The following is a 25,300-nucleotide window of genomic DNA, read 5'->3' on the forward strand; positions in this document are numbered from 1 at the left end:
GTGTTACCATGTCAGGCAATTATTGCGATAGTTGTCAGCAGCCTTACGAACGAAAAAGCAATCGACAGCGATATTGTAAGAAATGCGGAGAGTTTGCCGAGAAAGAAAATCGGCGTCAAAGAGACCGTGAATACAAGGAGAGAAAACGACGGTTTAAGGACTAAAATACGTGTTTTAAGCGCCTAATTAGCCGATTAATTGATCAACAATTAGAAGTATTGAAGCAAAACAAAAATAAGTTAATTGGCATAGGAATTGGAGCACCGGGTCCTGTAAATGTTCAGAACGGATCGATTGAAGTGGCTGTAAATTTAGGCTGGGACAACTTCCCTTTACGAGACATTTTAAAACAGGAAACCTCCTTGCCTGTAGTTGTTGAGAATGATGCAAATTTGGCAGCAATCGGTGAAATGTGGAAAGGTGCGGGTAATGGTGCTAAAAACCTGATATTTATAACCTTAGGAACTGGTGTTGGAGGCGGCATTATCGTCAATGGCAAGATCGTTCACGGTGAAAATGGAGCTGGTGGGGAAATAGGTCATATTACATCCATCCCAAGAGACGGCTTTCTTTGTAATTGTGGGAAAAAGGGATGCTTAGAAACGGTAGCATCTGCTACAGGAATTGTCCGTCTGGCTTTAGAAGAGCTCACTCATACTGAAGAATTTAGTAAATTAAAAGATTATTATACTAAACATCAAACGGTTACTTCGAAGCAAATTTTTGATGCAGTAAATGAAGGTGATCAAACGGCAAAACGTATTATTCACCAAGTAACATTCCATTTAGGATTATCACTGGCAAATTTAGCTAACAGCTTAAATCCGAAAAAAATTGTTATTGGTGGCGGCGTTTCGAATGCGGGCGATAGCTTGATGATACCTTTGAAAGAGCAATTTGCTCAATTTGCTTTTCCAAAAGTTGCTCAAGGTGTGGAACTAGTTGTTGCAACATTAGGTAATGATGCTGGTGTACTTGGCGGAGCCTGGCTGGCGAAAGAAACACTTTCAACAAAAAATGGTGGTGAATTGTTTGAAATCAAAGGAAGAAACTCTTGAAAATTTAAAAAAAGAATTGCTTCGAATTGGTTCAACTACTCAAAGGGATTATGATTTGTTGAAGAAAAAAGGGCAAGTGTATAGTACAACGATTTGCCGTAGGTTAAAACTATGTTGGCCTGAAGTTATCAAACAGACAGGTCTAAATATCTAAACAGGAAGAAAGATGCGGAGGTCTACCCATGAATAAATTAAAAGTTGGGATCATTGGTTGTGGGGCAATTGCCTTACAGAAACATCTGCCGGCCTTAATAAAGTTAAGTGATAAGGTAGAAGTAGTTGCATTTTGTAGTGGAAATGAAGAAAGTGCACGTAATGCTGCAGAAAAATTCAGTAAAAATGCAAGGATTTACACAGATTACCGAGAGTTAGTGGCAGATAGCAATATAGATGTAGTCCATGTGTGTACGCCTAATGCATTGCATGCTCCTATTACAGTTGCAGCTCTCGATGCAGGTAAGCATGTCATGTGTGAAAAACCGATGGCTACTAGCTCAAAGGAAGCAAAAGAAATGCTAGATGCTGCAAAGCGATCAGGAAAAAAATTAACTATTGCTTATCAAAATCGGTTTAGAGTAGATTCGCTATTATTAAAACAGGCTTGTGATAGAGGAGATTTAGGAGAAATCTATGTAGCAAAAGCTCATGCTGTTCGACGTCGTGGTGTTCCAACATGGGGAGCATTCATGAATAAAGAATTACAGGGAGGAGGGCCGTTAATCGATATCGGAACACATGCGCTTGATTTGACATTCTGGTGTATGAATAACTATGAAGTTGATACGGTTACGGGAGTTACTTTTAACAAATTAAAAAACCAAAATCAAGCAAATCTATTCGGACCATGGGATCCGAATAGATTCGACGTAGAAGAATCTGCTTTTGCTTTTATAAAAATGAAAAACGGAGCAACCATTTATTTAGAGACGGCTTGGTTACTGAATACTTTAGATGAGCGCGAAGCAATGACCACTTTGTCAGGAACTAAAGGCGGAGCAGAAATGAGGAGAAACAAATTAACAAATAAACACGAATTAGTCTTTAACGGTGAAATGTATGGGCAGCTTATTGAGACGAAATTACAAAATGCCGCAGAGATTTCTTACCACTCACCAAATGAAGAATCAGATGCGGATCGTGAACTTGGTCAATGGATTAATGCGATTCTTGAAGACAAGGAACCGGTTGTCACTCCTGAACAAGCATACCAGGTTACAAGAATACTTGAGGCTATTTATGAATCTGCAGCAACAAGCAAAACGATTGAATTCACGAATGAAGAAGAAGTTCTCACAACATAAAGGTATTAAATAAGAATTGAATCAAAAAACTAGAATCAAAAGTATAAATTAAAAAATATTCGTTAAAAGGAAAAAGGAAAGGCTGCCCGAAAAGGTCGTTAATTATAGACCTTTTTAGACAGTCTTTTTTTTATCTACGAGAATGCTATTACGAGAGTGTTCTATATGTCAGGAAAAAATGTTAACCATTTAAAAAGGGACAACATTTTTGTTGGAAATCTTACTCGGATAGCAAGATGTTATAGTTTTTTTTAGTGCTACAACAATATATTGAATTTTTGAATTGATAATTAAAATTTCTCCCTATTAATTTTTTATGCTAAGTCTTCTTTATTTCTTGTGATGTTTATTTTGCCTTTCCTTCTGGTTTTTTGAAATCTCCATGATAAATCCGATTTTTAACCTGTTCATTTTTCAAATGAATAACGTCAAATAGCAATATATTGTAGTTTTTTTATCAAATCAACACGATAGTTAATAGTATTACCACTATGACAATAGTATATTTAAATTGTCAGGTTACTTAAAAACAATAGTGAAACTGACAACAAAAGATTAACCTATTTATCAAAGATGCTACTGCGTGTATCATCTTGGCAGCATTAGTAAGCGTTTTGGTATAGGGTAAGTGGATTAATTTAATATACAACATAAAACATCTAACCCCGATAGAGGAGGATTTTAAAAATGGCTAAAACAAAAGTAAATAATATTCTTGAGATTGATATTCCATTGAATGAACGTCCTAACAACGAACCATTAAGAGTGTTAACGGAAGAGGAATTTAAATTTTGGAAAGAAAACGGATACGTAGTCGTTCCTAATGTTGTTCCAAAAGAGTATATAGATCGAACTGTTAACCTTATTTGGGATTTTGAAGAAAAAGATCCTACTGATCCTTCTACCTGGTACAGAGCACCACTTCGTGAGCATCTAATGCCAGAACTCCGTGGAGCTGGAATGGTGGAGTTATATAATCATCAATACTTCTGGGACAATCGTTCCTATCAAAAAGTATACGATGCGTTTGTAGATATTTGGGGAACAGAAAAATTATGGACAAGTATTGACAGATGTAACATGAGCTTCCCTAATAAACCAGGAACTTTTGAATTTGAAGGATTTATCCACTGGGATGGTGATACTTCATTAGATCCGCTTCCAGTAAATGTTCAGGGTATTCTTTTCTTAACAGATACGGATGTAGAAAATGGTGGATTGAATGTCATTCCTGAGTTATTTAAAGATTTTCCTGAGTGGGTAAAAACTCAACCTGCAGATAGAGATCCTTATCACCCAGATTATACAGGCTATACACCAACACCTGTAACTTTGAAAGCGGGAGACTTGTTAATTTTCCATGTCATGCAACCACATGGTTTACGTAAAAATGTTTCGAATACACCAAATATTCATCAATACATTTCTATGTTCCCGGCACAGGAACACAATGAAGAATTAAAACAATGGAGAATTACACAAATGAGAGATAGAGAGATTCCAGAGGGAATTGCATTCCTGGGAGATCCTCGAAATTGGGAGAAAGAAAAATACCAACGAGCTGAACTTACTGAATTAGGTGAGAAATTATTGGGACTTAAAAAATGGTAAATTGGATTTCAAGATATATAAGCTAGAATATACCGATTCTGTAGAATCATAACAGAATCGGTATAAAAATATATTTTTGTTAGAAACAGCAATGCTAGGTTTTTCTTAAGTGGGAAAGGTTTTTTAAAAACAAAAAAGAAAACGCTTTACTACGGGGAGTAAAACTAGAGACAAGTGGAGGTAATGAAAATGCTGATTAAAATGACAGAATTTTTTAAGAATTTACCAAGTAAAACTTGTACAAATTGTGGTAAGAAAATAGAAGAACAATATGAATCTTATGTCAACACGTGTGATAATTGTTCAAAATCGTTTACTTTTGAGATGGTGTCAAAAAAGGAAGATTCGGTATTTTCAGTAGAGTGTCTTAATTCAAAAAGAATGAAATGCACAATGAGTTGTTTTCACAAGCAGGAAAGAGAGGCTAAGGCATCTGCATCCTGCCACATGAAAAATGAATACAGAGTCCATTGATCGATTTACTGCTGTACACAGTTCAGATAAGTTTTTAGTGGTAAAACCCTGGTAATTTTATTAATAGGAGTGAAAAATTTGCAACGTAATTCATATATAATTACACGTCTCTCAGCAATGATGTTTTTTCAATACTTTACCCTAGGTACATGGTTGGCTACTTTGGGTTATATTCTTAGTCAACATGGACTATCTTCTATAATTGGTACTGCGTACTCGATTGGTGGTATTGCAGCTATTATTTCTCCGATTTTCATAGGTATGATTTCGGACCGATTCTTTCCATCTCAAAAAATGTTAGGGATTGTTAATATTATTGGAGGTATCTTGTTATGGTTTCTTCCGGCACAAATCTATTCAAATAATGGAACCGCTTTTTTATGGCTAATGTTTCTTTATATGTTGTGTTTTAATCCAACTTATTCCTTAACGAATAATATAAGTTTTCATAATGTTCAAAACCCTGTTAAAGCCTTTCCATTTATCCGTGTATGCGGAACTCTTGGGTTTATCGTTGCAAGCGTTTTAATTGGAAGCCTTGGTTTTTCAGGTAGCCCAGTTGCTCTACAAATCGGTGCTGTTATGTCAATTCTGCTTGGCCTATACAGTTTTACCTTGCCAAACACTCCGGCGCCTGGTAAAGGGAAACCGTTATCACTAAGAGACATATTTTTTCTTGATGCACTGCAATTGTTAAAAAATCGTTACTATTTAGTATTTATATTATGTACAACAGTGCTTTTTCTAGATCATGCAACATACATGTCTTTTACCTCAGTATTTCTTGGTGATACTGGAGTGAAAGATGTTTCATCCGTTATGACAATTGGTCAAATATCTGAAGTGATATTTATGTTATTACTTCCTTTTTTTTATCGCAAATTAGGATTCAAATGGATGTTTTTAGTTGGCATGCTCGCATGGGTATTACGGATGTCGTTATTTGCGTTTGGTGCACCTGAAGGAATCGTACCATTAATGTATATTGGTGTTGCCTTACACGGATTATGTTGGGACTTTTTCTTTGTTTCAGGATACCTTTATACTGATGAAGTGGCAGATGAAAAAATAAAGGGTCAAGCGCAAGGATTAATTATTATGTTTACTCAGGGTATTGGTATGTTTGTAGGATCCTATTTTGCTGGAAATCTCTTTAATCAAACAGTCACGGAAACTGGAACCGCTTCTCTTGCTCAATGGCAAGCTTTCTGGACTTATCCGGCAGTAGTTGCGGCAATCGTCGCAGTAGTATTCTTCTTCCTCTTTAAGGATAAAAGACAATCTTCCGTAAATGGTGAGCTAAATAATGAACCAGAGCGTTTAGGGGCTTGACACAATCTAAATTTAAATATTTTGAAAAAGGACTTAAACTCAATCATTAAGAGACTTAATGAAATCCCTGTCTTATCAATACTTTCATAATTAAACTGTTATAATCATAAAGTATATCCATCATTGACAAAGTTGAGGTCGGGGGTTCGAACCCCTCACAGGTCATTCATAAAGAGCCTTGGTAACCATTGTGTTATCAAGGTTTTTTCTATATAACAGGAAATTTAGTTTAGTAATACAAATGATTTGGTGGCAAATTCTATTACCTCTAAAATTCAACATAATTTTTGCAGTTTACGTGCAAAAAAACAAGGATAGTGCCAATAAATTTTGCATATTGTTTCCGCAAATAGTGAACAAATAGGTGTTTTTAATATTGGCACGGTAATTGCAAGTTTATAAGTGAAAATTAGAGATTTTCCTGTTAAAAGAAGTAGATACGTTTAAAATCATCTAAGGGGGCTTAACAATGAAAACAGGTACGGATCGTGTAAAAAGAGGTATGGCTGAAATGCAAAAGGGCGGCGTCATTATGGATGTTGTGAATGCTGAGCAAGCAAAAATAGCAGAGGAAGCAGGAGCGGTAGCTGTAATGGCATTGGAGCGCGTTCCTTCTGATATCCGTGCAAGTGGCGGAGTAGCAAGAATGGCAGATCCACGAATTACTGAAGAAGTTATGAATGCGGTTTCTATTCCAGTTATGGCAAAAGCACGTATCGGACACATCGTAGAAGCCCGAGTACTTGAAGCAATGGGTGTTGATTATATTGATGAGAGTGAAGTTTTAACACCAGCAGATGAAGAGTACCATCTAAATAAAAATGATTACACTGTTCCATTTGTTTGTGGTTGCCGTGATCTTGGCGAAGCAGCACGCCGTATAGGTGAAGGTGCATCCATGCTTCGTACAAAAGGAGAGCCGGGAACTGGTAATATCGTAGAAGCTGTTCGTCATATCCGTAAGGTAAATGCACAAGTACGTAAAGTCGCTACAATGAGTGAAGATGAATTGATGACAGAGGCTAAACTACTTGGAGCTCCCTATGAACTTCTTCTAGAGATTAAGCGTCACGGACGTCTACCTGTAGTAAACTTTGCAGCTGGTGGAGTAGCAACGCCTGCTGATGCTGCACTTATGATGCAATTAGGTGCTGATGGAGTATTTGTTGGTTCTGGAATCTTCAAATCTGATAACCCAGCAAAATTCGCTAGAGCTATCGTGGAAGCAACAACCCACTATAAGGACTATAAACTAATTGCAGAGATTTCAAAAAATCTTGGAATTGCAATGAAAGGTATTGAGATTTCAACTCTGTCTCCTGAAGCGCGAATGCAGGAACGTGGTTGGTAAAAATTTCAAATCTTTCTAGAAGGTTTTAACATACAGGGGAGAATAATCTATTTATTGTGTATAGGTCTAAAAAATAGTCGTAAGCTCTTTCTTGTTAGTGAAAGCGCTTTAACATTTTTGAAAATTTAAAATATTCACATTGACATTGTTTATTCTGACCCGTATACTCGTGTTAGAAACATGTTCAGTGGATTTTTGAAAGGTGGATTATAGCATGCAAACACTGGAAACAGTGATTGTTACAGGATATGCAAAAGCTCCACAGGGAACTTCCATGTATGAAATGTATAAGCATGCGGGAATTGTTCTCGAAGTGAATCTGAAAGATCATAAGATTATCGGAGCTGAATTCACATTCGTAACTGAACTAACTAAAAATTATTTTCAAAAACTGCTGATAGGCTACTGTCTTGAAGACGGTGTCGAGCAGTTGATTAAACGAATTCAAAGTTTTTATTTTGCTCCATCCCAGCAAGCGATCATTGTGGCTCTACAAGCTGCAGTTCAACGTTACTGGGATAATGTGAAGCAAATGAATACATAACGTTTGGTTATAATAAAGTGGGAAGATGACCTCTTCCCATGGTCTTATTAAAACCGGGCAAACATGAACTCTTTGTAAGGAATGTTCGTTGGAACGACATTCTTTATAGAGATTTATGTTTTGCTCGGTTTTTTATTTTACCGAACTGTTACACTCACAAAAGTCGAAGGAGAGGCAGGGATAAAAAAACATGAGCAAGCTGATTACATGCGAAGAAGCTGTAAAAAAGGTTAAAAGCGGCTCTCGAATTATGGTAGGTGGATTTGGACTTGTAGGAAGTCCGCTTAGTTTAATAGCCGCTTTGGCGCAATCGAAAGTGAAAGACTTAGAGATTATTAGTAATAACCTTGGTGAACCAGGCAGAGGTCTTGGAGTTTTGGTACGGAAAAAGCAAGTGAAAAAAGCGATAGGCTCGTATTTTACAAGCAACCCGGAGGTGGTTAAGGCTTATCAGGATAAGGAAATGGAAGTGGAGCTTCTCCCTCAAGGAACGATGTCTGAAGCCATTCGAGCGGGTGGTGCGGGACTCGGAGGGTTCTATACACCGGTCAGCGTAGGAACAAAAATCGCCGAAAACAAAGAAGAGCGTACCCTTAACGGTAAAAAATTTGTGTTCCAAGAGCCGCTTAAAGCCAATTTTGCATTAATTAAAGCGAAAAAAGCGGATCAATTAGGAAATCTCATCTACAACAAATCGGCAAGAAACTTTAATCCGATGATGGCAACAGCAGCGGATGTGGTTATTGCCGAGGTGGACGAGATTGTGGAGGTAGGCCAAATTTCTCCTGAAGAAATTGTGACCCCTCATTTATACGTTGATTATATCGTTGTGAAGGGCGTGAACTAGCTTGAACATGAAACAATACATTGCTGCAAGAGCAGCAAAGGAATTGAAGGATGGGGATATCGTCAATTTGGGGATAGGGATTCCAACGCTGGTGGCTGATTATATTCCATCAGATGTTAAAGTTTTTTTACACTCGGAAAACGGAATTCTTGGAGTAGGTCCTACGCCTGATCAAGAGCATATAGACCAAAATCTTGTCAATGCAGGGAAACTGCCTGTCACAGTATTGGAAGGATCATCCTTTTTTGATAGTGCTTCCTCTTTTGCAATGATTCGCGGAGGGCATGTAAGCGTATCCATTCTTGGCGTGTTGCAAATTGATGCAATTGGGCGGATCGCCAATTGGGCCGTCCCAGGAAAAAGTGTTCTTGGTGTAGGCGGGGCGATGGATTTATTGGAAGGCTCCAAAAAGGTAATCGTAACATCAATGCATACGTCTAACCAGGGTGAGTCAAAAATTGTCAAGGAATTAACCTATCCGATCACATCGGAACGAAAAGTGGATTTAATTATTACCGATTTGGCTGTGTTCGCTGTAAAGGAAGATGGACTTCATCTTATGGAGCTGTCCCCTGGAATTTCCCTTGAGGAAGTTCAACAGAAAACGGACGCACCCTTCCAAATTGCTGAATCTTTCAATAAAGGCAAAGAGGTGACTGTGTAGTGGTTGTAATCGTAAATGCATTTCGGACTGCTATCGGAAGCTTCGGCGGATCACTGGCAGATACGCCTCCGGAAGTGCTCGTATCCCTCATCATGAAAAATAATCTTTCTGCTTCCGGTTACGGTGCCAATATTGTCGATGAAGTCATCGTCGGACAAACAAAGCAGAGTGCGCATGCTCCGAATATTGCAAGAGTCGCGGCATTACAGGCCCATTTTCCAGAATCAATTCCTGCTTATACTGTTCATCGTCAGTGCGGTTCGGGTATGCAGGCTGTCATTAACGGGGCGATGTCCATTTTGACTGGTCAGGCGGACGTCGTTTTAGCAGGAGGCGTCGAAAACATGTCACAAGCGCCTCATTATACGGTTGGCACTCGATTCGGCCTTAAGATGGGAGATATGACGCTGTATGATTCAAATACGGAGAGTCAGCCAAAATCGCAGCCAGAGGAGATATACGGCCGTTTCACGATGGGGCAAACAGCTGAGTGGCTGGCTGAAAAATATAACATTAGCCGCAGTGAACAAGACGAATTTGCTTTCAAGAGTCAGCAGAAAACGAAACGTGCAATTGAAATGGGCCATTTTGAAGAAGAAATCATTCCTGTACCGGTGAAGGAAGGAAAAAAGGGGATCAGACACTTTGCGATAGATGAGTACCCAAGATTGACGGACATTGAAAAGTTAGGAGCTTTGCGTTCTGTATTTCAAAAGGATGGTACGGTAACTGCCGGAAACTCATCCGGAAGAAATGATGGAGCCTCGATGCTGCTGTTGATGTCGGAAGAAAAAGCGAAACAACTTGGAGTGGTCCCGATGGCAAGGATTCGTTCCTTTGCTGCAGCGGGTGTATCACCAAAAGAAATGGGAATTGGTCCGGTTCCTGCATCCCAAATTGCATTGAAAAAAGCGGGTCTTCGTTTGGAAGATATCGATTTGATTGAATTAAATGAAGCATTCGCCGCTCAAAGTCTTGCTTGTTTAAAAGAATGGGGCATAAAAGGAGACAACGTGAATGTAAACGGAGGGGCGATTGCCTTAGGCCATCCACTTGGGTGCTCCGGTGCAAGAATCATCACTACATTATGTCATGAGCTTGAAAAACAAAAACGGCAATATGGCCTTGCGACGATTTGTGTGGCGGGGGGATTAGGAATGGCAATGGTGGTGGAAAGATGGATGGAATAAAAAAAGACTACGTGTTTCATCGTGATTTAAAAAAGGAGTACCCGATTATTACCCACGGTGTAGGGGTCTATCTTAAAGATGAGAACGGGAAAAAATATTTGGATGCTTGCTCGGGAGCGGTTGCAGCCAACTTGGGCCATGGGATTACTTCTATAGGAGAGGCCATGGCAGAACAAGCAAAAAAAGCAGCTTTCGTCCATACAATGCGCTTCGAGACGAAAGCGTTACATGAATTGGCTGAAACAATCGGAAAAATGGCCCCGGACCATTTAAATAAAGTGTATTTTACAACCGGAGGCTCCGAAGCAAATGAAAGTGCTTTGAAGCTGGCGAGGCAATATCATAGGGACGCAGGCAGACCCCAAAAACACATGGTGATTGGTCGATGGCAATCGTATCACGGTAACACCATCGGTTCTTTATCAGCAGGAGGAGACGTTAAAAGAAGGCATGCATACACTCCTAATCTTTTAAACTATGCCCATGTCTATTCTCCGTACTGCCACCGATGTCCATACGATCGTCAAAAAGCTGATTGTCTCTCCAAACAAAACTGGACGTGTGTAACGGATATTGAAAGAACCATTTTAGAGCTTGGTCCTGAGAACGTGTCGGCATTTATCGCCGAACCGATTGTCGGAAGCCAGCAAGGTGCTGTTCCACCGCCGCTTGGGTATTTTGAGAAAGTTCGAGAGCTGTGTGACCGTTACGAAATCGTCTTAATTATCGATGAAGTGATGACTGGGTTCGGCCGTACTGGTACCAACTTTGCGACAGAACAGATTGGAATCGAACCTGATATCATCACATTTGGAAAAGGGGTTTCAGCAGGATATGCTCCGCTTGCCGGTATGATCGTTCATGATCGGTTAATCGATGGGCTCATTCAAAACAGTGACGGGAAATTTATTCACGGTTACACATATAGTGGGCATCCTGTGGCTGTAGCAGCCGGTCTTGCTGCATTAGACGTATATGAGCGAGATATGGTGCTGGAAAACGTCAAAAAACAAGGGACCTACCTTTTCAACCGTCTTATGGAGCTGAAGCAAAAACATTCTTATATATCTGATGTTCGGGGCAGAGGGCTTTTAATCGGTATGGAGCTTGTGAAAGATCGTGAGCAGGATCTGTTGTTCGATCCATCTGAAAAAGCTGCTGAAAGATTGAATGGAATTGCGATGGAACTCGGTGCGGTTTTTTATCCCGGTTCCGGTTCAATTGACGGCACCATGGGGGAGCACTTTATCATCAGTCCTCCTTTAAATGTCACGAAAATAGAAATTGATGAAATTGTGAGAATACTAGATGAATCATTATCGATATTCGAGGGCCAATTTAGAAAGGATGAGGCATATGAAATTACAAAGTAAAACAAACGAAATTCAAGAAAAAGCACGAAAGCATTTATCACCGGTCATGACAAGGGTAACGGAGCTTGTCATTGAAAAAGCGCATGGTGCCAAATTTTGGACGACAGACGGAAAGGAATATATCGATTTTGTTTCAGGAGTGGCCGTCAATGCAGTCGGGCATACGAACGAAAAAATGGTGGAAGCCATTAAAAAGCAAGCTGAAAATTTGATTCATCTTGGATTGAACTATGGTTATTATGAAACGGCAGTGAATTTGGCGGAAAAGCTTGCTCAAATCACACCAGGAAATCTAGACACTGTCTTTTTCTCCAATTCGGGAGCTGAAGCTATTGACGGTGCACTTAAACTAGCAAAGGCAGCCACAGGGAGACCCGCCATCATTGCTTTTGAAGGATCGTTTCATGGCCGTACATTAGGAGCAACAGCCATTACGGCATCAAGCTCTAAATACCGCCGTTATTATGAACCAATTTTAGGTGAGGTGTATCACGTTCCATATCCGTATCCCAGCCAGCTGAAAAACATTAGAGAAGAAGAAGCTGAAGAGTATTGCTTGAATCAGCTTCAAAAATTGTTCGATCTACGCGTGGATCCTTCACGTGTGGCGGCTATCATCATTGAACCGGTAATGGGTGAAGGCGGCTATTATCCGGCACCGCCAAGCTTTTTGCAGGAGTTAAGAAAGATTACAGAGGAACACGGCATTTTGCTTATCTTTGACGAAGTACAAACAGGATTTGGCCGTACAGGCAAAATGTTCGCGGCAGAGCATGCGAATGTGACTCCTGATATTTTAGTACTGGCAAAAGCCCTTTCCGGCGGAATGCCTCTTGGTGCCATTGTAGCAAGTCGTGAGCTTCATGAAAAATGGCCGACGGCAGGTCATGGTTCGACATTTGGAGGAAATCCAGTTTCTTGTGCTGCGGCATTGGCAAACATTGAGGTCATTGAGGAAGAGAAGTTAGTAGAACGGAGTGCTAAACTCGGTGCCGAGATTGTCGGCCGACTTCATAACTCGGTAGGACATTTACCGGGCATTGTTGAAGTTCGAGGAGTCGGCATGATGATTGGTATCGAATTCGATTCGGAATCTGCTGCTTTCTTTGTACCGAAAATTAAATCGAAAGCACTGGAAAATGGATTGCTTATTATGAACTGCGGTGTAAGCGGGCAAACGATCCGATTAATGCTGCCTCTTAATATTCAAGAAGATGTGCTAGATATAGGATTAACGATTTTAGAAGATGTGATAACAGAAACTATATCCGGAAATTAATTTTCGATTCCTCGGAATACCACGAAAAAGGAGGTCAAGTTTATGTCTAGTCAAATCAAAACAGAAATTCTTCAGGGAAATCTTTATATAAATGGTAAATGGGTAAATGCCCCCGATCAGTCCTACTTTGAAAGCTTAAATCCGGCAACGGGGGAACTTGTCGGCGTATGTGCGGCCGCCACAACAGAGCAAGTGGATGAGGCTGTCGCAAAAGCGAATGACGCGTATTCACAATGGAAGAACACTCCCATTCCAGAACGAGCGGCTTATTTAACGAAAGCAGCCCAATTGTTTGAAATACGAAAAGAGGAACTTGCTAGTGTGATGACAATGGAGATGGGAAAAGTGCTGCCAGAGTCATTAGGCGAAGTTGGAGTGGTCATCGCAACTGCTCAATATATGGCAGGTGAGGGACGACGCCTCTTTGGAGAAACGGTCCCTGCCGGCTTCCCAGACCGGAACGTACGAATGGTTCGTGAACCTCTTGGAGTTGCGGCGTGCATTACCCCCTGGAACTTCCCGGTTGCGCTTGCTTCCTATAAAATCTTTTCAGCTCTGATTTCTGGTAATACCGTCGTATGGAAGCCTGCTTCAGAGGTTGCGCTATCGGCAAAGATATTTGTGGAAGTGTTAGATGAAGCCGGATTTCCAGCAGGAGTTGTGAACTTAATTACCGGTTCAGGAAGAACAGTCGGGCAATCACTCGCAGAGCATTCTGATGTTAAAATTATTTCGTTTACGGGCTCAACTGAAGTCGGACAAAAGCTGGCTGAAATGAGCAGTAAAACATTAAAACGTATTTCATTGGAATTGGGTGGAAAAAATGCAGTGGTCGTCCTGAAGGATGCGGACTTGGACAAGGCGGCAGACGGAATCGTAAAATCAGCGTTTACGACAACTGGTCAGCGCTGTACAGCGGCAAGTCGAGTAATCGTCGAGCGTCCAGTAAAGGAACTGCTTATACAAAAAGTAGTAGACTTAACAAAGTCTATGAAAATAGGAAATGGACTTGAAGAAGGGAAACAAGTGGGCCCTCTCGTAAATGAAGACCAGCTTCATACAGTCGAAAAATATGTAAAAACAGCGATTGAAGAAGGTGGGAAAATTGTGTCAGGTGGGCAGCGTGTCAAAGAATTGGGCGGTTTTTATTATGAGCCGACAATCATTGAGAATGTGAAACCGAATGATACCATTGCACAGGAAGAAATATTTGGCCCTGTTCTTGCCATCATTGAAGTAGATTCATATGAGGAAGCAGTGGAGGTAAATAACGGGACGATTTATGGGCTATCAACTTCTATTTATACTGAGAGTCTTCATTATGCGAACCGTGCTGCAAAGGAAGCAGTAAGCGGACTTGTCTATATTAATAATGGAACGTCCAATGCCGAGATGGGAGTGGCATTTGGGGGTATGAAAATGTCCGGTAACGGTCACCGTGAAGTTTCCCATCATGCATTTGATGTCATGACAGAGTGGAAGTCAATCTATACGAACTATTGAAACGCCTATGTCAAATATAAAGGGGGGAGAACATGAGAAAACATCGTATCGGTATTGCATTCTTTTACCATGAATCCCACAGTTTCAGCCCGATGAAAACTGAAATCGAACAGTTTCGAAATGAAGGCTACTTTATCGGCGATGAAATTTATGATGCCTATATTGGTACGAAAACGGAAGTGGGCGGGTTTTTGGATGTATTGAAACAAGAAAAGGATGTAGAAATCGTACCGCTGCTATGTGCGGCTGCGATTCCCTCGGGGTTGGTATCAACAGAAGCGTACTCCATTATCGAAAAACAAATGCTGGAGTCCATCCAGCAGGCGGGAAGGCTGGACGGTTTATTGCTGGCACTACATGGGGCAATGGTCGTGGAGGACCTCTTTGACCCAGAAGAGCATTTACTAGGAAAAATTCGTGAGCTGATCGGACCTAGTGTCCCGATTGCGACAACACTGGATATGCACGCCAATTTAAGTGAAAAAATGATTCATTACACACCACTTCATTTTGGATTTAAAACATATCCACATGTTGATATGTATGAACAAGGCATTCATGCATCCATTGCTTTATTGAAGCAATTAAAGGAAGGTGTGCATTATTATGCTTCTTTTGAAAAATTGCCAATGATGCCCCCCTCTATCAATATGAGAACTGCAGAAGGGCCGATGTACAGAATGATAGAGTGGGCGAAACAAGCCGAAGAGGAAGAAGGGATTTATAATGTGTCCGTATTTGGTGGCTTTCCTTACTCGGATATTCCCTGGGTCGGTGCAAGTGTACTTGTTGTTTCGCTCGATCAGCAAAAAGGTAAAGAGACTGCCCAAAAGATGGCTTCCTTGTTCTGGAGTGTAAGAGAAGAATTTATCATGGATTTGCCTGGTGTGAAAGAAGGACTCGATTTGGCAATGTCGATTGAAGATGACAAACCGGTCGTGCTGGCGGATATCTCAGATAATCCGTTAAGTTGTGGAAGCGGGGATACAACAGAGCTGCTTCGGGAGATGGTGAAGATGAACATTCCTAACACGCTGTTTGGAGGACTCTACGATCCAGAATCTATTGAGGCTTGCCGCAAGAAGGGAGCCGGAAATAAGGTATTGTTGTCACTTGGAGGGAAAGTATCGCCTGAATTTGGGGAGCCCGTGCAGGTCGAAGCAACGGTAGTGGCCTTATCAGACGGTGTATTTCACAATTCTGGGCCGTTCAATCAGCATTTAAGAGTTGATTTAAAGGGGGCGGCTCACATTCGCGTTGGCAAGATGGATATCCTCCTCATTGGAAGGCCGATGTCAGCGAATGATCCGGAAATGTTTCGTCATATTGGCCTTGAGCCGCAGGCAAAGAGAATTCTTGGGTTAAAGGCTAAAAATCATTTTCGGGCAGCGTTTGAGCCGATTGTTGGCCGTATCATTTATGTGGATGCACCTGGTGTTGCATCCAATCGTTTAACAACTTTTACGTATCGTTACATTCCAAAGCCAATTTGGCCGCTGGATGATATCCAATATGAAGTAGAACGGAGGGGGACAGAAAAATGGAAACATTGAACAAAACCTATTATGTCGAAGTACCAGCTTCATTGAATCCAGAACAGCTAAAAATGATGATGGAGCTTGAACAAGATGCGTTTCCGGGATTAGGAGCAGTAGATGAACAAGCCCTTGTCCCGCTTACACGCTACGGGAAACTCATTCAATACCGGCAGCAAAATGATCTAAGGCCGATTGCGATTTGCGAAGTGATGAGAGCTTACGATGATATTCATAAAGCCTACATTTTTGGGTTTTATGTCCGCTCCGACCAGCAAGGGAAAGGAATCGGGAAATTATTTTTACAGGAAATTTATCCGATTCTAAAGCAAGATGGTTTTCGTAAGGTTTGCTTAACGGTCAGTACTAAAAACAAGGCAGCCGTCAAGTTATATGAAAAATTAGGGTTTGTCATAAAAGAGACGAGATTCGATGAATTTGGTGAAGGGGAAAATCGCTATTATATGGAATACCTCATTTCTTAATATAGTAATGATCAGAGGAAAATTCATCAAAAATGGTCAATAAAAAATAGGCTAATTTTAGGAGGAGTTTATGATGAGAAACAATTTATTCAAACCGAAAAGACATTGGAAAGAAATCGAGCTTTGGAAGGATGTAACGGATGAGCAATGGAATGATTGGGTTTGGCAATTGACGAATACTATCAAAAATTTAGAAGACTTAAAGAAAGTAGTTAACTTAACACCAGAGGAAGAAGAAGGGGTTTTAATCTCAACAAAAACAATCCCATTAAACATCACGCCATATTATGCATCACTTATGGATCCGGATGATTCAAGATGTCCGGTTCGAATGCAGTCTGTTCCGATTTCTGCGGAATTGCATAAAACAAGATATGATTTAGAAGATCCCCTTCACGAAGATGAAGATTCACCAGTACCTGGGTTAACACATCGTTATCCGGATCGCGTGTTGTTCCTAGTCACAAACCAATGCTCCATGTACTGCCGTTACTGCACAAGAAGACGCTTCTCCGGACAAATCGGAATGGGCGTACCAAAGAAACAGTTAGACACAGCTATTAATTATATCGCATCTAACCCACAAATTCGAGATGTGTTAATTTCCGGAGGAGACGGGCTCCTTATTAATGACAATATTTTAGAATATATTTTAAAGAATTTACGTGAGATTCCGCATGTAGAAATTATTCGTATCGGTACAAGAGCACCTGTCGTATTCCCACAGCGTATTACCGAAAATCTTTGTAATATCTTGAAAAAGTATCATCCAGTTTGGTTGAATACACATTTCAATACATCTATTGAAATTACGGAAGAATCGAAGCGTGCATGTGAAATGCTTGCAAATGTTGGTGTACCTGTTGGTAACCAGGCGGTTATTTTAGCAGGCATTAACGACAGTGTACCGATCATGAAACAGCTTATGCATGACCTTGTTAAAATTCGCGTTCGTCCATATTATATTTACCAATGTGATTTATCAGAAGGGATTGGCCATTTCCGTGCACCAATCAGCAAAGGATTGGAAATTATGGAAGGACTTCGCGGCCATACATCGGGTTATGCTGTTCCGACATTTATTGTTGATGCACCGGGTGGAGGTGGTAAAATTCCATTGCAGCCGAACTATATCATTTCTCAAAGTTCTAATAAAGTCGTATTACGTAACTTTGAAGGTGTCATTACATCTTATCCAGAACCAACAAATTATCAGTCAGGCAGTGCAGAGGATTACTACAAAAAGGTATATCCTGAAGTGTTTGAAAAGTTTGAAAGTAATGGTGTTCTATCCATTATTGATGATACGAAATTTAACCTTACACCTGAAGGATTAAAACGGTTAGATCGCCGCAAAACGTATAAGGAAAATACTGAGCATAGCTCTTTAAAGGATAAACGTGACAAACGTGACGAGTTAAAAGAGAAAAAATTCCAATCACAAATGAAGAAATATGAAACAGTTGGAGCAAAGGAGGAATAATTTTGATTTGTCAATGGTGCGAATCTGACACAGCACGTGAAACGAGCAACAAAGTGTATTGGGAACTTCCAGATGGAACAAATGCGATCGAAATTAAGGACACACCATCCATTCATTGCTTGGAATGCGGTATGACCTATCAAACAGATCATACAGTGAAAGAAATTGAGGATCATCTATTTTTAATTGATTGCTCAAAGCTCGAAAAAAGTATGACGTATGAAACACTTATGGCCGCTCCACGCTTATTGAAGCGAAACTACTTTGATTTTGCGAAATAATTAGCCTAGCCATCTCTCATTTTTCAATAGTAAGTGGGAGATGGCATATGTTTTCTAAAAAGTTAGATAGATGCTAATAGATGAAGAATTAAGGAGGACAAGTATGGAAGCAATCAACAACTATAATAATGACCAAAATAATCAGAAACATCAGAATAATAAGGAAAGTAAAGAGCATATTAAACGCAATCTAAAGGCACGTCACATGACGATGATTGCTATTGGAGGGTCAATCGGGACAGGGTTATTTTTAGCGACAGGGGCGTCCATTCAATCAGCTGGACCTGGTGGAGCATTAATAGCTTATGGGGCTATCGGCATCATGGTCTACTTTTTAATGACAAGTCTCGGAGAAATGGCGACCTTAATGCCGGTTTCGGGATCATTTTCAACATATGGGAGTCGTTTTGTCGATCCGGCATTTGGTTTTGCGCTTGGTTGGAATTATTGGTTCAACTGGGCTATTACACTGGCGGTTGAAATAGCTGCATCAGCAATTATTATGAAGTTCTGGTTTCCGGATGTACCAAGCATCGTTTGGAGTGCACTGTTTTTAGGCCTAATCTTTTTATTGAATGCATTGTCGGTTAAAAGTTACGGAGAATCCGAGTATTGGTTCTCCTTAATAAAAGTAGTGACAATCATTGTTTTCATTGGAGTCGGTTTGCTCACCATTTTCGGTATTCTGGGCGGACAGTTTATCGGGTTTAAAAACTTTACTATAGGAGATGCTCCGGTTAATGGCGGCCTTTTGTCCATTTTAAGTATTTTTTTCATTGCAGGTTTTTCCTTTCAAGGAACGGAACTCGTGGGGATTGCTGCAGGAGAAAGTGAAGAGCCGGAGAAAAACGTTCCAAAGGCGATTCGACAAGTATTTTGGCGTATTCTTCTATTCTATATCGTTGCTATTGCTGTCATTGGCCTTATCATTCCATATACAAGTCCAAACCTGTTAGGCAGGGATGTCGATAGCATCGCTGTCAGCCCTTTTACCCTTGTATTTAAGAAAGTAGGCATTGCATTTGCAGCATCTGTTATGAATGCGGTCATTTTGACATCGGTTTTATCGGCAGGGAGTTCCGGTTTATATGCATCGACACGCATGCTTTGGTCCATGGCAAAAGACGGTCAGGCGCCTAAATTTTTACAAAATGTAAATGATCGCGGGATTCCGATGAATGCCCTTGTTATGACGACGATTATCGGAGGCTTTGCCTTTTTAACGTCCATTTTTGGAGATCAAGTGTATACATGGTTATTAAATGCGTCAGGCTTAACTGGATTTATTGCTTGGCTAGGAATTGCAGTCAGCCATTATCGTTTTAGAAAAGCATATATGGCCCAGGGCAGGGACATGAATGATTTGAAATTTAAAGCGAAATGGTTCCCACTTGGTCCGATTCTCGCTTTTGCGATGTGTGTCTTTGTCATTTTCGGCCAAAATTATCAAGCTTTTTTAGCAAGTGAGATTGATTGGTATGGAGTAGCCGTATCGTATATTGGTTTACCGATCTTTCTGGCATTATGGCTCGGGTATAAACTCGTTCATAAATCGAAGGTCGTTCCACTAAAGGAATGTTCTTTTGATGAGATGTCATCAAAATAGAAGGTTTAGAGGACGGTATAAATTCTATAAGGTGAATTAAAATGGAATAGTTATGGCACCTGCCAAAAAGCACAAGCTAAACCTAGCTAGTGCTTTTTGACTAATAGAGAACTCGCCATAAATAGAAGGTTGCATAGGATTCCCAATTTGCCCACGGGATTGATAATGCAAGGATTTCTTCTTTGGTCGGCTTTCTATCCATATTTAGTAGCGTTTTTATCGCATTAATTAGACCGACATCATCGATAGGGAAGGCAGTCGGAAAACGAAGGCAGCGCATCAGCACATAATTGGCTGTCCATGGGCCAATCCCGCGTATTTTAATTAAGCTTTTTTCGACCTCTTTAAAATGACCGGCTTCCATTAATTTTTCCTTGGATAATTCGCCGCTCGCCATTAATTTGGCAATTCCAATAATATATTCACTCTTTTTGACGGTCATTTTAATATCTGCGAGATCCTTTGGTGTGAGTTGTGCAATTCGTTCATAGGACGGGAATATCCAATAATTTTTGCCGTCCCATTCGATGGATTCACCAAATTTTTCAACGAATTGTCTCTTTAATGTGTAAGCGAATCCTAAGTTAATTTGCTGGCCTAAGACCCCCCAGCAAAGAGCTTCAAACAAATCGGGAATGCCGATAAGGCGTAATCCATAAAAGTCTTTTACGGGCATTTTAAGTAAGGGATCAGCTTTGGCAATTTCATAAAAGGGAGTTAAATCGTTATCGAGGTCAAACCATTCTCGAATATAATGGACTACCTTATTAGGATCGCGCGGTTTATCTTTTAAAAAGTGTACAACCATTTGGTTTTTCTCGTTTACTTTTATTTGTACAAGTGTTTGAATTTCGCCACTTGCGATGACTCTTGTAATGTTATCATTTTCAATTTCATACATACATTCATTTTTATTCCGCTGCAGGTATCCAAAGTTTGCTTTCATATCAAACGCTTCAGGCAATGGAATGACAATATCTTCATTAATTTCGTTAATTTCTTCCCCCAGTGTGTTGGACAATTTATCCTACCCTCCTTTTTCTATATTCTATTATTATCACAAAAGTAAAAAAAATCATTTTTTTATCTTGCTGTTACGTTCAAAAATTTTTTATTATTCATGTAATTAAGTGTATATTGATTATGTAGTAATGTTAATCGCTGAATGAAAGAGTATCTAATTCTGAATGTGAGGAATCTTAGATGAAACCAACTGTTCCCTTGAAGAAATTTGTCAGCACGCAGACTTCATTTGCTTAATGGCACCACTAACACCAAAGACAGTTAAGCTAATTGGAGAAAAGGAATTTAAACTAATGAAGAAATCCGCCATTTTTGTTAATGGTTCGCGTGGAGCAACTGTGGATGAAGATGCCTTGGTTCAGGCCCTTCAAAATGGGGATATCTTAGCTGCAGGTTTAGACGTCTTCGCACAGGAACCAGTAAGTCCAGATCACCCACTTTTATCAATGGATAATGTAGTCACCCTGCCGCATATTGGGTCAGCTACCTACGAAACTCGTTTGAAAATGGCCAAACTTGCAGCGGAAAATCTAGTCCTTGGATTGCAGGGTAAACAGCCGCTTTCATTAATTAATCACGATGTTTTAACCGAGGTTCGCTAAAAAAACAGACGCGAAGAATCTTCTTAAACAAAGGATTCTCCACGCCTGTTTTTTTAATCTACGATTAAAACATAGAGTATGGAGTTTTTGTAGAAAGGACAAGAGAATAATACTAGAAGTTCCAAATGGAAATATCCAACAGCCATTTTCAGGTGCCTGACACCGGATTTTGTGAGATAATCGAAATGTAGTATGATAGAATTATCTTTGGTTTGTTTGGAAGACTTCTTAGGAGAGGATATTAGATGACCAATAATGAGATACCTTCTTCTCTACAGAAGGATGGGAAAGTTACGATATTGAATCAACGAAATACAACTAACATAATGACTGATCTAAAGTTACTTTTTAAAGCAAATGTATTAATCGCTAATGTTTTGCCTGTCTTTGCAGGATTCTGGTTAGCCTTACATTTTACCAATACTTCTTTTACAGCACATCTGGATCTATTTTTCTTAACAATTTTCGGAAGTACAATGGTAATGGCCGGGGCCCTCGCGCTCAATAACTGGTACGATGTTGATATTGACACTGTAATGGATCGAACAAAGGGTCGTCCAACAGTAACGGGGAATATTTCTTTGAACGCAGTTTTAACAATAGGTATTGCTCTAAGTGTATTAGGTCAAATCCTTTTACTCTTTACGACCGTTGAAGCGGCGATATACTCCTTTGTCGGATGGTTTACTTATGTTTTTTTATATACCATGTGGTCAAAACGGCGTTATACAATTAATACAGTAATTGGAAGTATTTCCGGTGCCGTTACACCTTTAATAGGATGGACAGCCATCGCACCTGGTTTTCAAAGAGTCCCAATGATCTTGTTTCTTATCTTGTTTATTTTTCAAATGCCGCATACCTTTGCGATTGCCGTAAAGAAATATAAAGAATATAAAGCAGCTGGAGTAGCCATGCTTCCCGTTGTTCGCGGATTGGCTGTGACTAAACGGCAAATGGTGATCTATATTGCTAGCTTATTTCCATTACCATTTTTATTAACGATGCTTGGAACTACATTTATGGTGATTGCTACATTGCTTAACGTTGGATGGTTGGTTGTGAGTATCAGCGGATTTTTTACTAAAGATGATTTAAAATGGGCACATGTGAATTTTCTATATTCCGTTAATTATATAACTATATTGTTTCTCTTGATGGTAATTGTTACATTGCCGGTATTTAGTTAGTCGAGATCAAATGAAACTCAAACTATAGATAAGTGAAGGCTGTTCCGAGAGTATGCAAGTTATTTGCAAACTATTGGAGCAGCTTTTTTGTGTTTGAAAAAGGCAGTTCCTTTTGGGTGTTCACGAAAAAAGCTGAGCAAATGTGATACAGTTCACTTCGATGATAATCATTCCCATCTATTATTAAGGTATGAAATATAAAGGGGTTGATTTTCAGTGGGGGACACAAAAGTTAACAACAAAAAAAAGCATGGTGAAGGGCAAGAGGCACCATTAAAAGGAACATGGATTTCTGTAGGAGTGGTTGGGGTCGTAATTCTCGCTACGTATTTAATATTATATGGCCTTTATATGGCTAGAGTATAGGAGGGGATGACAGATATGAAAATGCATCTTGATGAAAAAATATGGCTTACCTTGAGTTTCGGTATGATCATGATATTCATGCTTATTACTGGCTATCAAGCATTTGCCTTGGAAATGGGACCGCCGAGTAATAATGAACTTATTGATCCACAAAAGGTAGACCAAACAGCGCCATTCAATAAACCGGGTATTACAAAGATTGGCGAAAATGAATATGAAGTAGTTATGACATTACAAGCTTTCAGTTTTAATCCAGGTAATATCGAAGTCCCTGCTGGATCGACAGTGCATTTTACATTAACCTCAAAAGATGTTGTCCATGGATTTGAAGTTGCAGGTACAAACCTAAATGCAATGGTCATGCCAGGACATATTCAAAAAATCACTCAAAAGTTTAATAAAGCGGGAACGTATTTAGTGTTATGTAATGAATATTGCGGTGCCGGTCACCAAATGATGAGTACAACGATTACGGTTAAATAAAGGGGGGAAGCAAAATGCAAACAGCAAAATCACAGACATTTAAAGATAAAGCAGGTAAAGTGATGGGAATCAGCAAGGAAGATGCCCAATTAACGAAATCATATATATTTGTAGCATTTATAGCATTACTTCTTGGCGGAATTCTTGGCCTTGTGCAGGGACTGAACCGTGCAGGAATTCTGGAATTACCATCATGGATTAACTATTATCAAGTTCTGACAGCACATGGTTTACTATTAGTTGTTGTATTAACTGCTTTCTTTACGATTGGTTATTTTTATGCCAGTCTTTCACATACTTTAGGGGGGATTCTTCCAAAAGTAAGAAAGATCGCATGGATTGGCTTTGGATTGAAGATTGTCGGGTTTGTTTTAGCAGTAATTCCAATCATTATGGGTGATGCATCTGTAATGTATACTTTCTATCCGCCAATGGCAGCTGCACCAATGTTTTATATTGGTTTAGCATTAATTGTGGTTGGTGTTTGGATGTGTGCTTTCGGTGCCTTTATCCAAGTTGCGAATTGGAGAAAGAATAACAAAGGACAGCATGTACCAATCCTTGCTTACTTTGCTACTGGAGTATTTGTCCTATTATTTTTCGGTTCCATGCCTGTAGCGATAGAAGTAATCGTTATGATTATTCCTTGGTCAATTGGCTGGGTCGAAACAATCAATGTTATGGTGGCACGTACCCTATTTTGGGCCTTTGGACATACGTTAGTTAATATTTGGTATTTAACTGCTGTTTCCGCATGGTATGTCATTGTACCTAAAATTATTGGTGGAAAACGCTGGAGTGATACGTTAACTCGTGTCGTTATTATTGGCTTAGTAGTTATGAATATTACAGGTGGATTCCATCACCAAATTGTTGACCCAGGAATTGATCCAGCCGTTAAATTTATGCACGTATTTATGAGTTTGGCGATTGGATTCCCGTCCTTAATGACAGCATTCGCCATGTTTGCCGTTTTTGAACGTACAGCAAGAAAACAAGGTGGAAAAGGCTTAATCGGATGGTATAAAAAAATGCCATGGGGCGATGTTCGTTTCCTAGCTCCAATGATTGCGATGATTGCCTTTATACCTGCTGGTGCTGGTGGAATTGCTCAAAGCACTAACCAATTGGATCAGGTCGTTCATAATACGATGTGGATTGTTGGACATTTTCACTTAACGCTTGGCATGTCCGTAGTGATGACGTTCTTTGGCATTAGTTATTGGTTAGTTCCATATATTTCAAAACGTGTATTAACACCGCAAATAAATAAATTAGGTGTGATCCAAACTTGGATTTGGACAATAGGAATGATCTTTATGTCAGGGGCTATGCATTGGGTTGGATTACTTGGTTCCCCGCGTAGAACTTCTTTTACAACTTATGGAGACAATGCAACAGCATTAAGCTGGAGCCCATATTTAATGTGCTTAGCTGTTGGCGGTACCTTATTAATTATCGGTGTTATTCTTCAAGTGTATGCAGTAATGAATATGATGTTTTTTGCACCAAAGGGAGAAACAGAATTTCCTATCGCTGAGGAAGAAGATAATGCAACTAAAACTCCATATTGGACAGAGGAGGCCACTGAAAAAGTACCTTCGACATAAACAGCGATTCTTACATCGAAAAATCGAGGTAAGAATCGCTGTTTTTTTATATAATGAAAGTACTAACTTTAGGTGGTGTCCGGAATGATCTCCAATCAACAATCTCTTT

24 protein-coding genes and 2 pseudogenes are annotated in these 25,300 nt (G+C 39.8%); 25 read left to right on the forward strand and 1 reads right to left on the reverse strand.

Going from position 1 to position 25,300, the window contains the following annotated elements:
* From J7E77_RS22470 to J7E77_RS22565, 20 genes and pseudogenes are all read left to right on the forward strand, one after another.
* Nucleotides 1-186 (forward strand): hypothetical protein, encoded by a 186-nt coding sequence (locus J7E77_RS22470; protein WP_214717081.1) that lies wholly within the window; start codon nt 1-3, stop codon nt 184-186.
* 11 nt (nt 187-197) lie between these two features.
* Nucleotides 198-1,058, forward strand: a pseudogene (locus tag J7E77_RS22475) (ROK family glucokinase); the annotation flags it as partial.
* A complete protein-coding gene (locus tag J7E77_RS22480) occupies nt 1,033-1,212 on the forward strand; it encodes a hypothetical protein (protein WP_214717082.1) in 180 nt (59 codons plus the stop codon). The pseudogene J7E77_RS22475 and the gene J7E77_RS22480, both read left to right, overlap by 26 nt.
* 28 nt (nt 1,213-1,240) lie before the next feature.
* The gene (locus tag J7E77_RS22485; RefSeq protein WP_214717083.1) at nt 1,241-2,359 is read left to right on the forward strand and encodes a Gfo/Idh/MocA family protein; all 1,119 of its coding nucleotides are present in this window, start codon (nt 1,241-1,243) and stop codon (nt 2,357-2,359) included.
* 687 nt (nt 2,360-3,046) lie between these two features.
* Nucleotides 3,047-3,970: a phytanoyl-CoA dioxygenase family protein gene (locus J7E77_RS22490; protein ID WP_214717084.1), complete on the forward strand. Its 924-nt coding sequence runs from the start codon at nt 3,047-3,049 to the stop codon at nt 3,968-3,970.
* A gap of 201 nt (nt 3,971-4,171) precedes the next feature.
* A complete protein-coding gene (gene yhfH / locus J7E77_RS31845) occupies nt 4,172-4,444 on the forward strand; it encodes a protein YhfH (protein WP_374102999.1) in 273 nt (90 codons plus the stop codon).
* Nucleotides 4,445-4,522: 78 nt separating this feature from the next.
* A complete protein-coding gene (locus tag J7E77_RS22500) occupies nt 4,523-5,776 on the forward strand; it encodes an MFS transporter (RefSeq protein WP_251028158.1) in 1,254 nt (417 codons plus the stop codon).
* A gap of 469 nt (nt 5,777-6,245) precedes the next feature.
* Nucleotides 6,246-7,127, forward strand: a complete 882-nt coding sequence (pdxS, locus tag J7E77_RS22505) for a pyridoxal 5'-phosphate synthase lyase subunit PdxS (RefSeq protein WP_214717086.1) — start codon at nt 6,246-6,248, stop codon at nt 7,125-7,127.
* A 214-nt stretch (nt 7,128-7,341) separates the two neighbouring features.
* Nucleotides 7,342-7,671 (forward strand): DUF3870 domain-containing protein, encoded by a 330-nt coding sequence (locus tag J7E77_RS22510; RefSeq protein ID WP_168242528.1) that lies wholly within the window; start codon nt 7,342-7,344, stop codon nt 7,669-7,671.
* A 190-nt stretch (nt 7,672-7,861) separates the two neighbouring features.
* Nucleotides 7,862-8,518, forward strand: a complete 657-nt coding sequence (locus J7E77_RS22515; RefSeq protein WP_214717087.1) for a CoA transferase subunit A — start codon at nt 7,862-7,864, stop codon at nt 8,516-8,518.
* Between the two features lies 1 nt (nt 8,519).
* Nucleotides 8,520-9,182, forward strand: coding sequence for a 3-oxoacid CoA-transferase subunit B (locus J7E77_RS22520; RefSeq protein WP_285290659.1), 663 nt, complete (start codon nt 8,520-8,522; stop codon nt 9,180-9,182).
* Nucleotides 9,182-10,372, forward strand: coding sequence for a thiolase family protein (locus tag J7E77_RS22525; RefSeq protein ID WP_214717088.1), 1,191 nt, complete (start codon nt 9,182-9,184; stop codon nt 10,370-10,372). Before J7E77_RS22520 ends, J7E77_RS22525 begins: the two co-directional genes overlap by 1 nt.
* Nucleotides 10,360-11,745, forward strand: coding sequence for an aminotransferase family protein (locus tag J7E77_RS22530; protein WP_214717089.1), 1,386 nt, complete (start codon nt 10,360-10,362; stop codon nt 11,743-11,745). Before J7E77_RS22525 ends, J7E77_RS22530 begins: the two co-directional genes overlap by 13 nt.
* A complete protein-coding gene (locus J7E77_RS22535) occupies nt 11,729-13,024 on the forward strand; it encodes an aspartate aminotransferase family protein (RefSeq protein ID WP_214717090.1) in 1,296 nt (431 codons plus the stop codon). The genes J7E77_RS22530 and J7E77_RS22535 overlap by 17 nt, the downstream gene beginning before the upstream one ends.
* Nucleotides 13,025-13,066: 42 nt before the next feature.
* A complete protein-coding gene (locus J7E77_RS22540) occupies nt 13,067-14,527 on the forward strand; it encodes an aldehyde dehydrogenase family protein (protein ID WP_214717091.1) in 1,461 nt (486 codons plus the stop codon).
* A 32-nt stretch (nt 14,528-14,559) separates the two neighbouring features.
* Entirely contained in the window at nt 14,560-16,080 is a 1,521-nt protein-coding gene (locus tag J7E77_RS22545; protein WP_214717092.1) for a M81 family metallopeptidase, read from the forward strand.
* The gene (locus tag J7E77_RS22550) at nt 16,068-16,547 is read left to right on the forward strand and encodes a GNAT family N-acetyltransferase (RefSeq protein ID WP_214717093.1); all 480 of its coding nucleotides are present in this window, start codon (nt 16,068-16,070) and stop codon (nt 16,545-16,547) included. Before J7E77_RS22545 ends, J7E77_RS22550 begins: the two co-directional genes overlap by 13 nt.
* 73 nt (nt 16,548-16,620) lie before the next feature.
* Entirely contained in the window at nt 16,621-18,030 is a 1,410-nt protein-coding gene (kamA, locus tag J7E77_RS22555; RefSeq protein ID WP_088086127.1) for a lysine 2,3-aminomutase, read from the forward strand.
* 2 nt (nt 18,031-18,032) lie between these two features.
* The gene (locus tag J7E77_RS22560; protein ID WP_214717094.1) at nt 18,033-18,311 is read left to right on the forward strand and encodes a YokU family protein; all 279 of its coding nucleotides are present in this window, start codon (nt 18,033-18,035) and stop codon (nt 18,309-18,311) included.
* A 103-nt stretch (nt 18,312-18,414) separates the two neighbouring features.
* On the forward strand, nt 18,415-19,917 hold the full coding sequence (locus J7E77_RS22565) for an amino acid permease (protein WP_214717095.1): 1,503 nt from the start codon (nt 18,415-18,417) through the stop codon (nt 19,915-19,917).
* Nucleotides 19,918-20,017: 100 nt separating this feature from the next.
* On the opposite strand, the gene J7E77_RS22570 is transcribed toward J7E77_RS22565, so the two are convergent.
* Entirely contained in the window at nt 20,018-20,914 is an 897-nt protein-coding gene (locus J7E77_RS22570; protein WP_374103000.1) for a DNA glycosylase, read from the reverse strand.
* Nucleotides 20,915-21,137: 223 nt separating this feature from the next.
* Between J7E77_RS22570 and J7E77_RS22575 the strand changes: the two are divergent.
* The 5 genes and pseudogenes from J7E77_RS22575 to J7E77_RS22595 all read left to right on the forward strand — a co-directional run.
* Nucleotides 21,138-21,542 (forward strand): annotated as a pseudogene (locus tag J7E77_RS22575) (NAD(P)-dependent oxidoreductase); the annotation flags it as partial.
* Nucleotides 21,543-21,787: 245 nt separating this feature from the next.
* Complete coding sequence (gene cyoE, locus J7E77_RS22580; RefSeq protein WP_214717096.1) at nt 21,788-22,732, forward strand: heme o synthase; 945 nt, start codon at nt 21,788-21,790, stop codon at nt 22,730-22,732.
* A gap of 216 nt (nt 22,733-22,948) precedes the next feature.
* On the forward strand, nt 22,949-23,098 hold the full coding sequence (locus J7E77_RS22585; protein ID WP_168242539.1) for a hypothetical protein: 150 nt from the start codon (nt 22,949-22,951) through the stop codon (nt 23,096-23,098).
* Between the two features lie 15 nt (nt 23,099-23,113).
* Nucleotides 23,114-23,581 carry a cytochrome c oxidase subunit II gene (locus tag J7E77_RS22590; protein ID WP_168242540.1) on the forward strand — a complete coding sequence of 156 codons (468 nt, stop codon included), beginning with the start codon at nt 23,114-23,116 and terminating at the stop codon, nt 23,579-23,581.
* A 14-nt stretch (nt 23,582-23,595) separates the two neighbouring features.
* The gene (locus J7E77_RS22595; RefSeq protein ID WP_251028159.1) at nt 23,596-25,191 is read left to right on the forward strand and encodes a cbb3-type cytochrome c oxidase subunit I; all 1,596 of its coding nucleotides are present in this window, start codon (nt 23,596-23,598) and stop codon (nt 25,189-25,191) included.
* Nucleotides 25,192-25,300: the final 109 nt, after the last annotated feature.

The sequence above is a fragment of the Bacillus sp. ISL-77 genome (assembly GCF_018613105.1).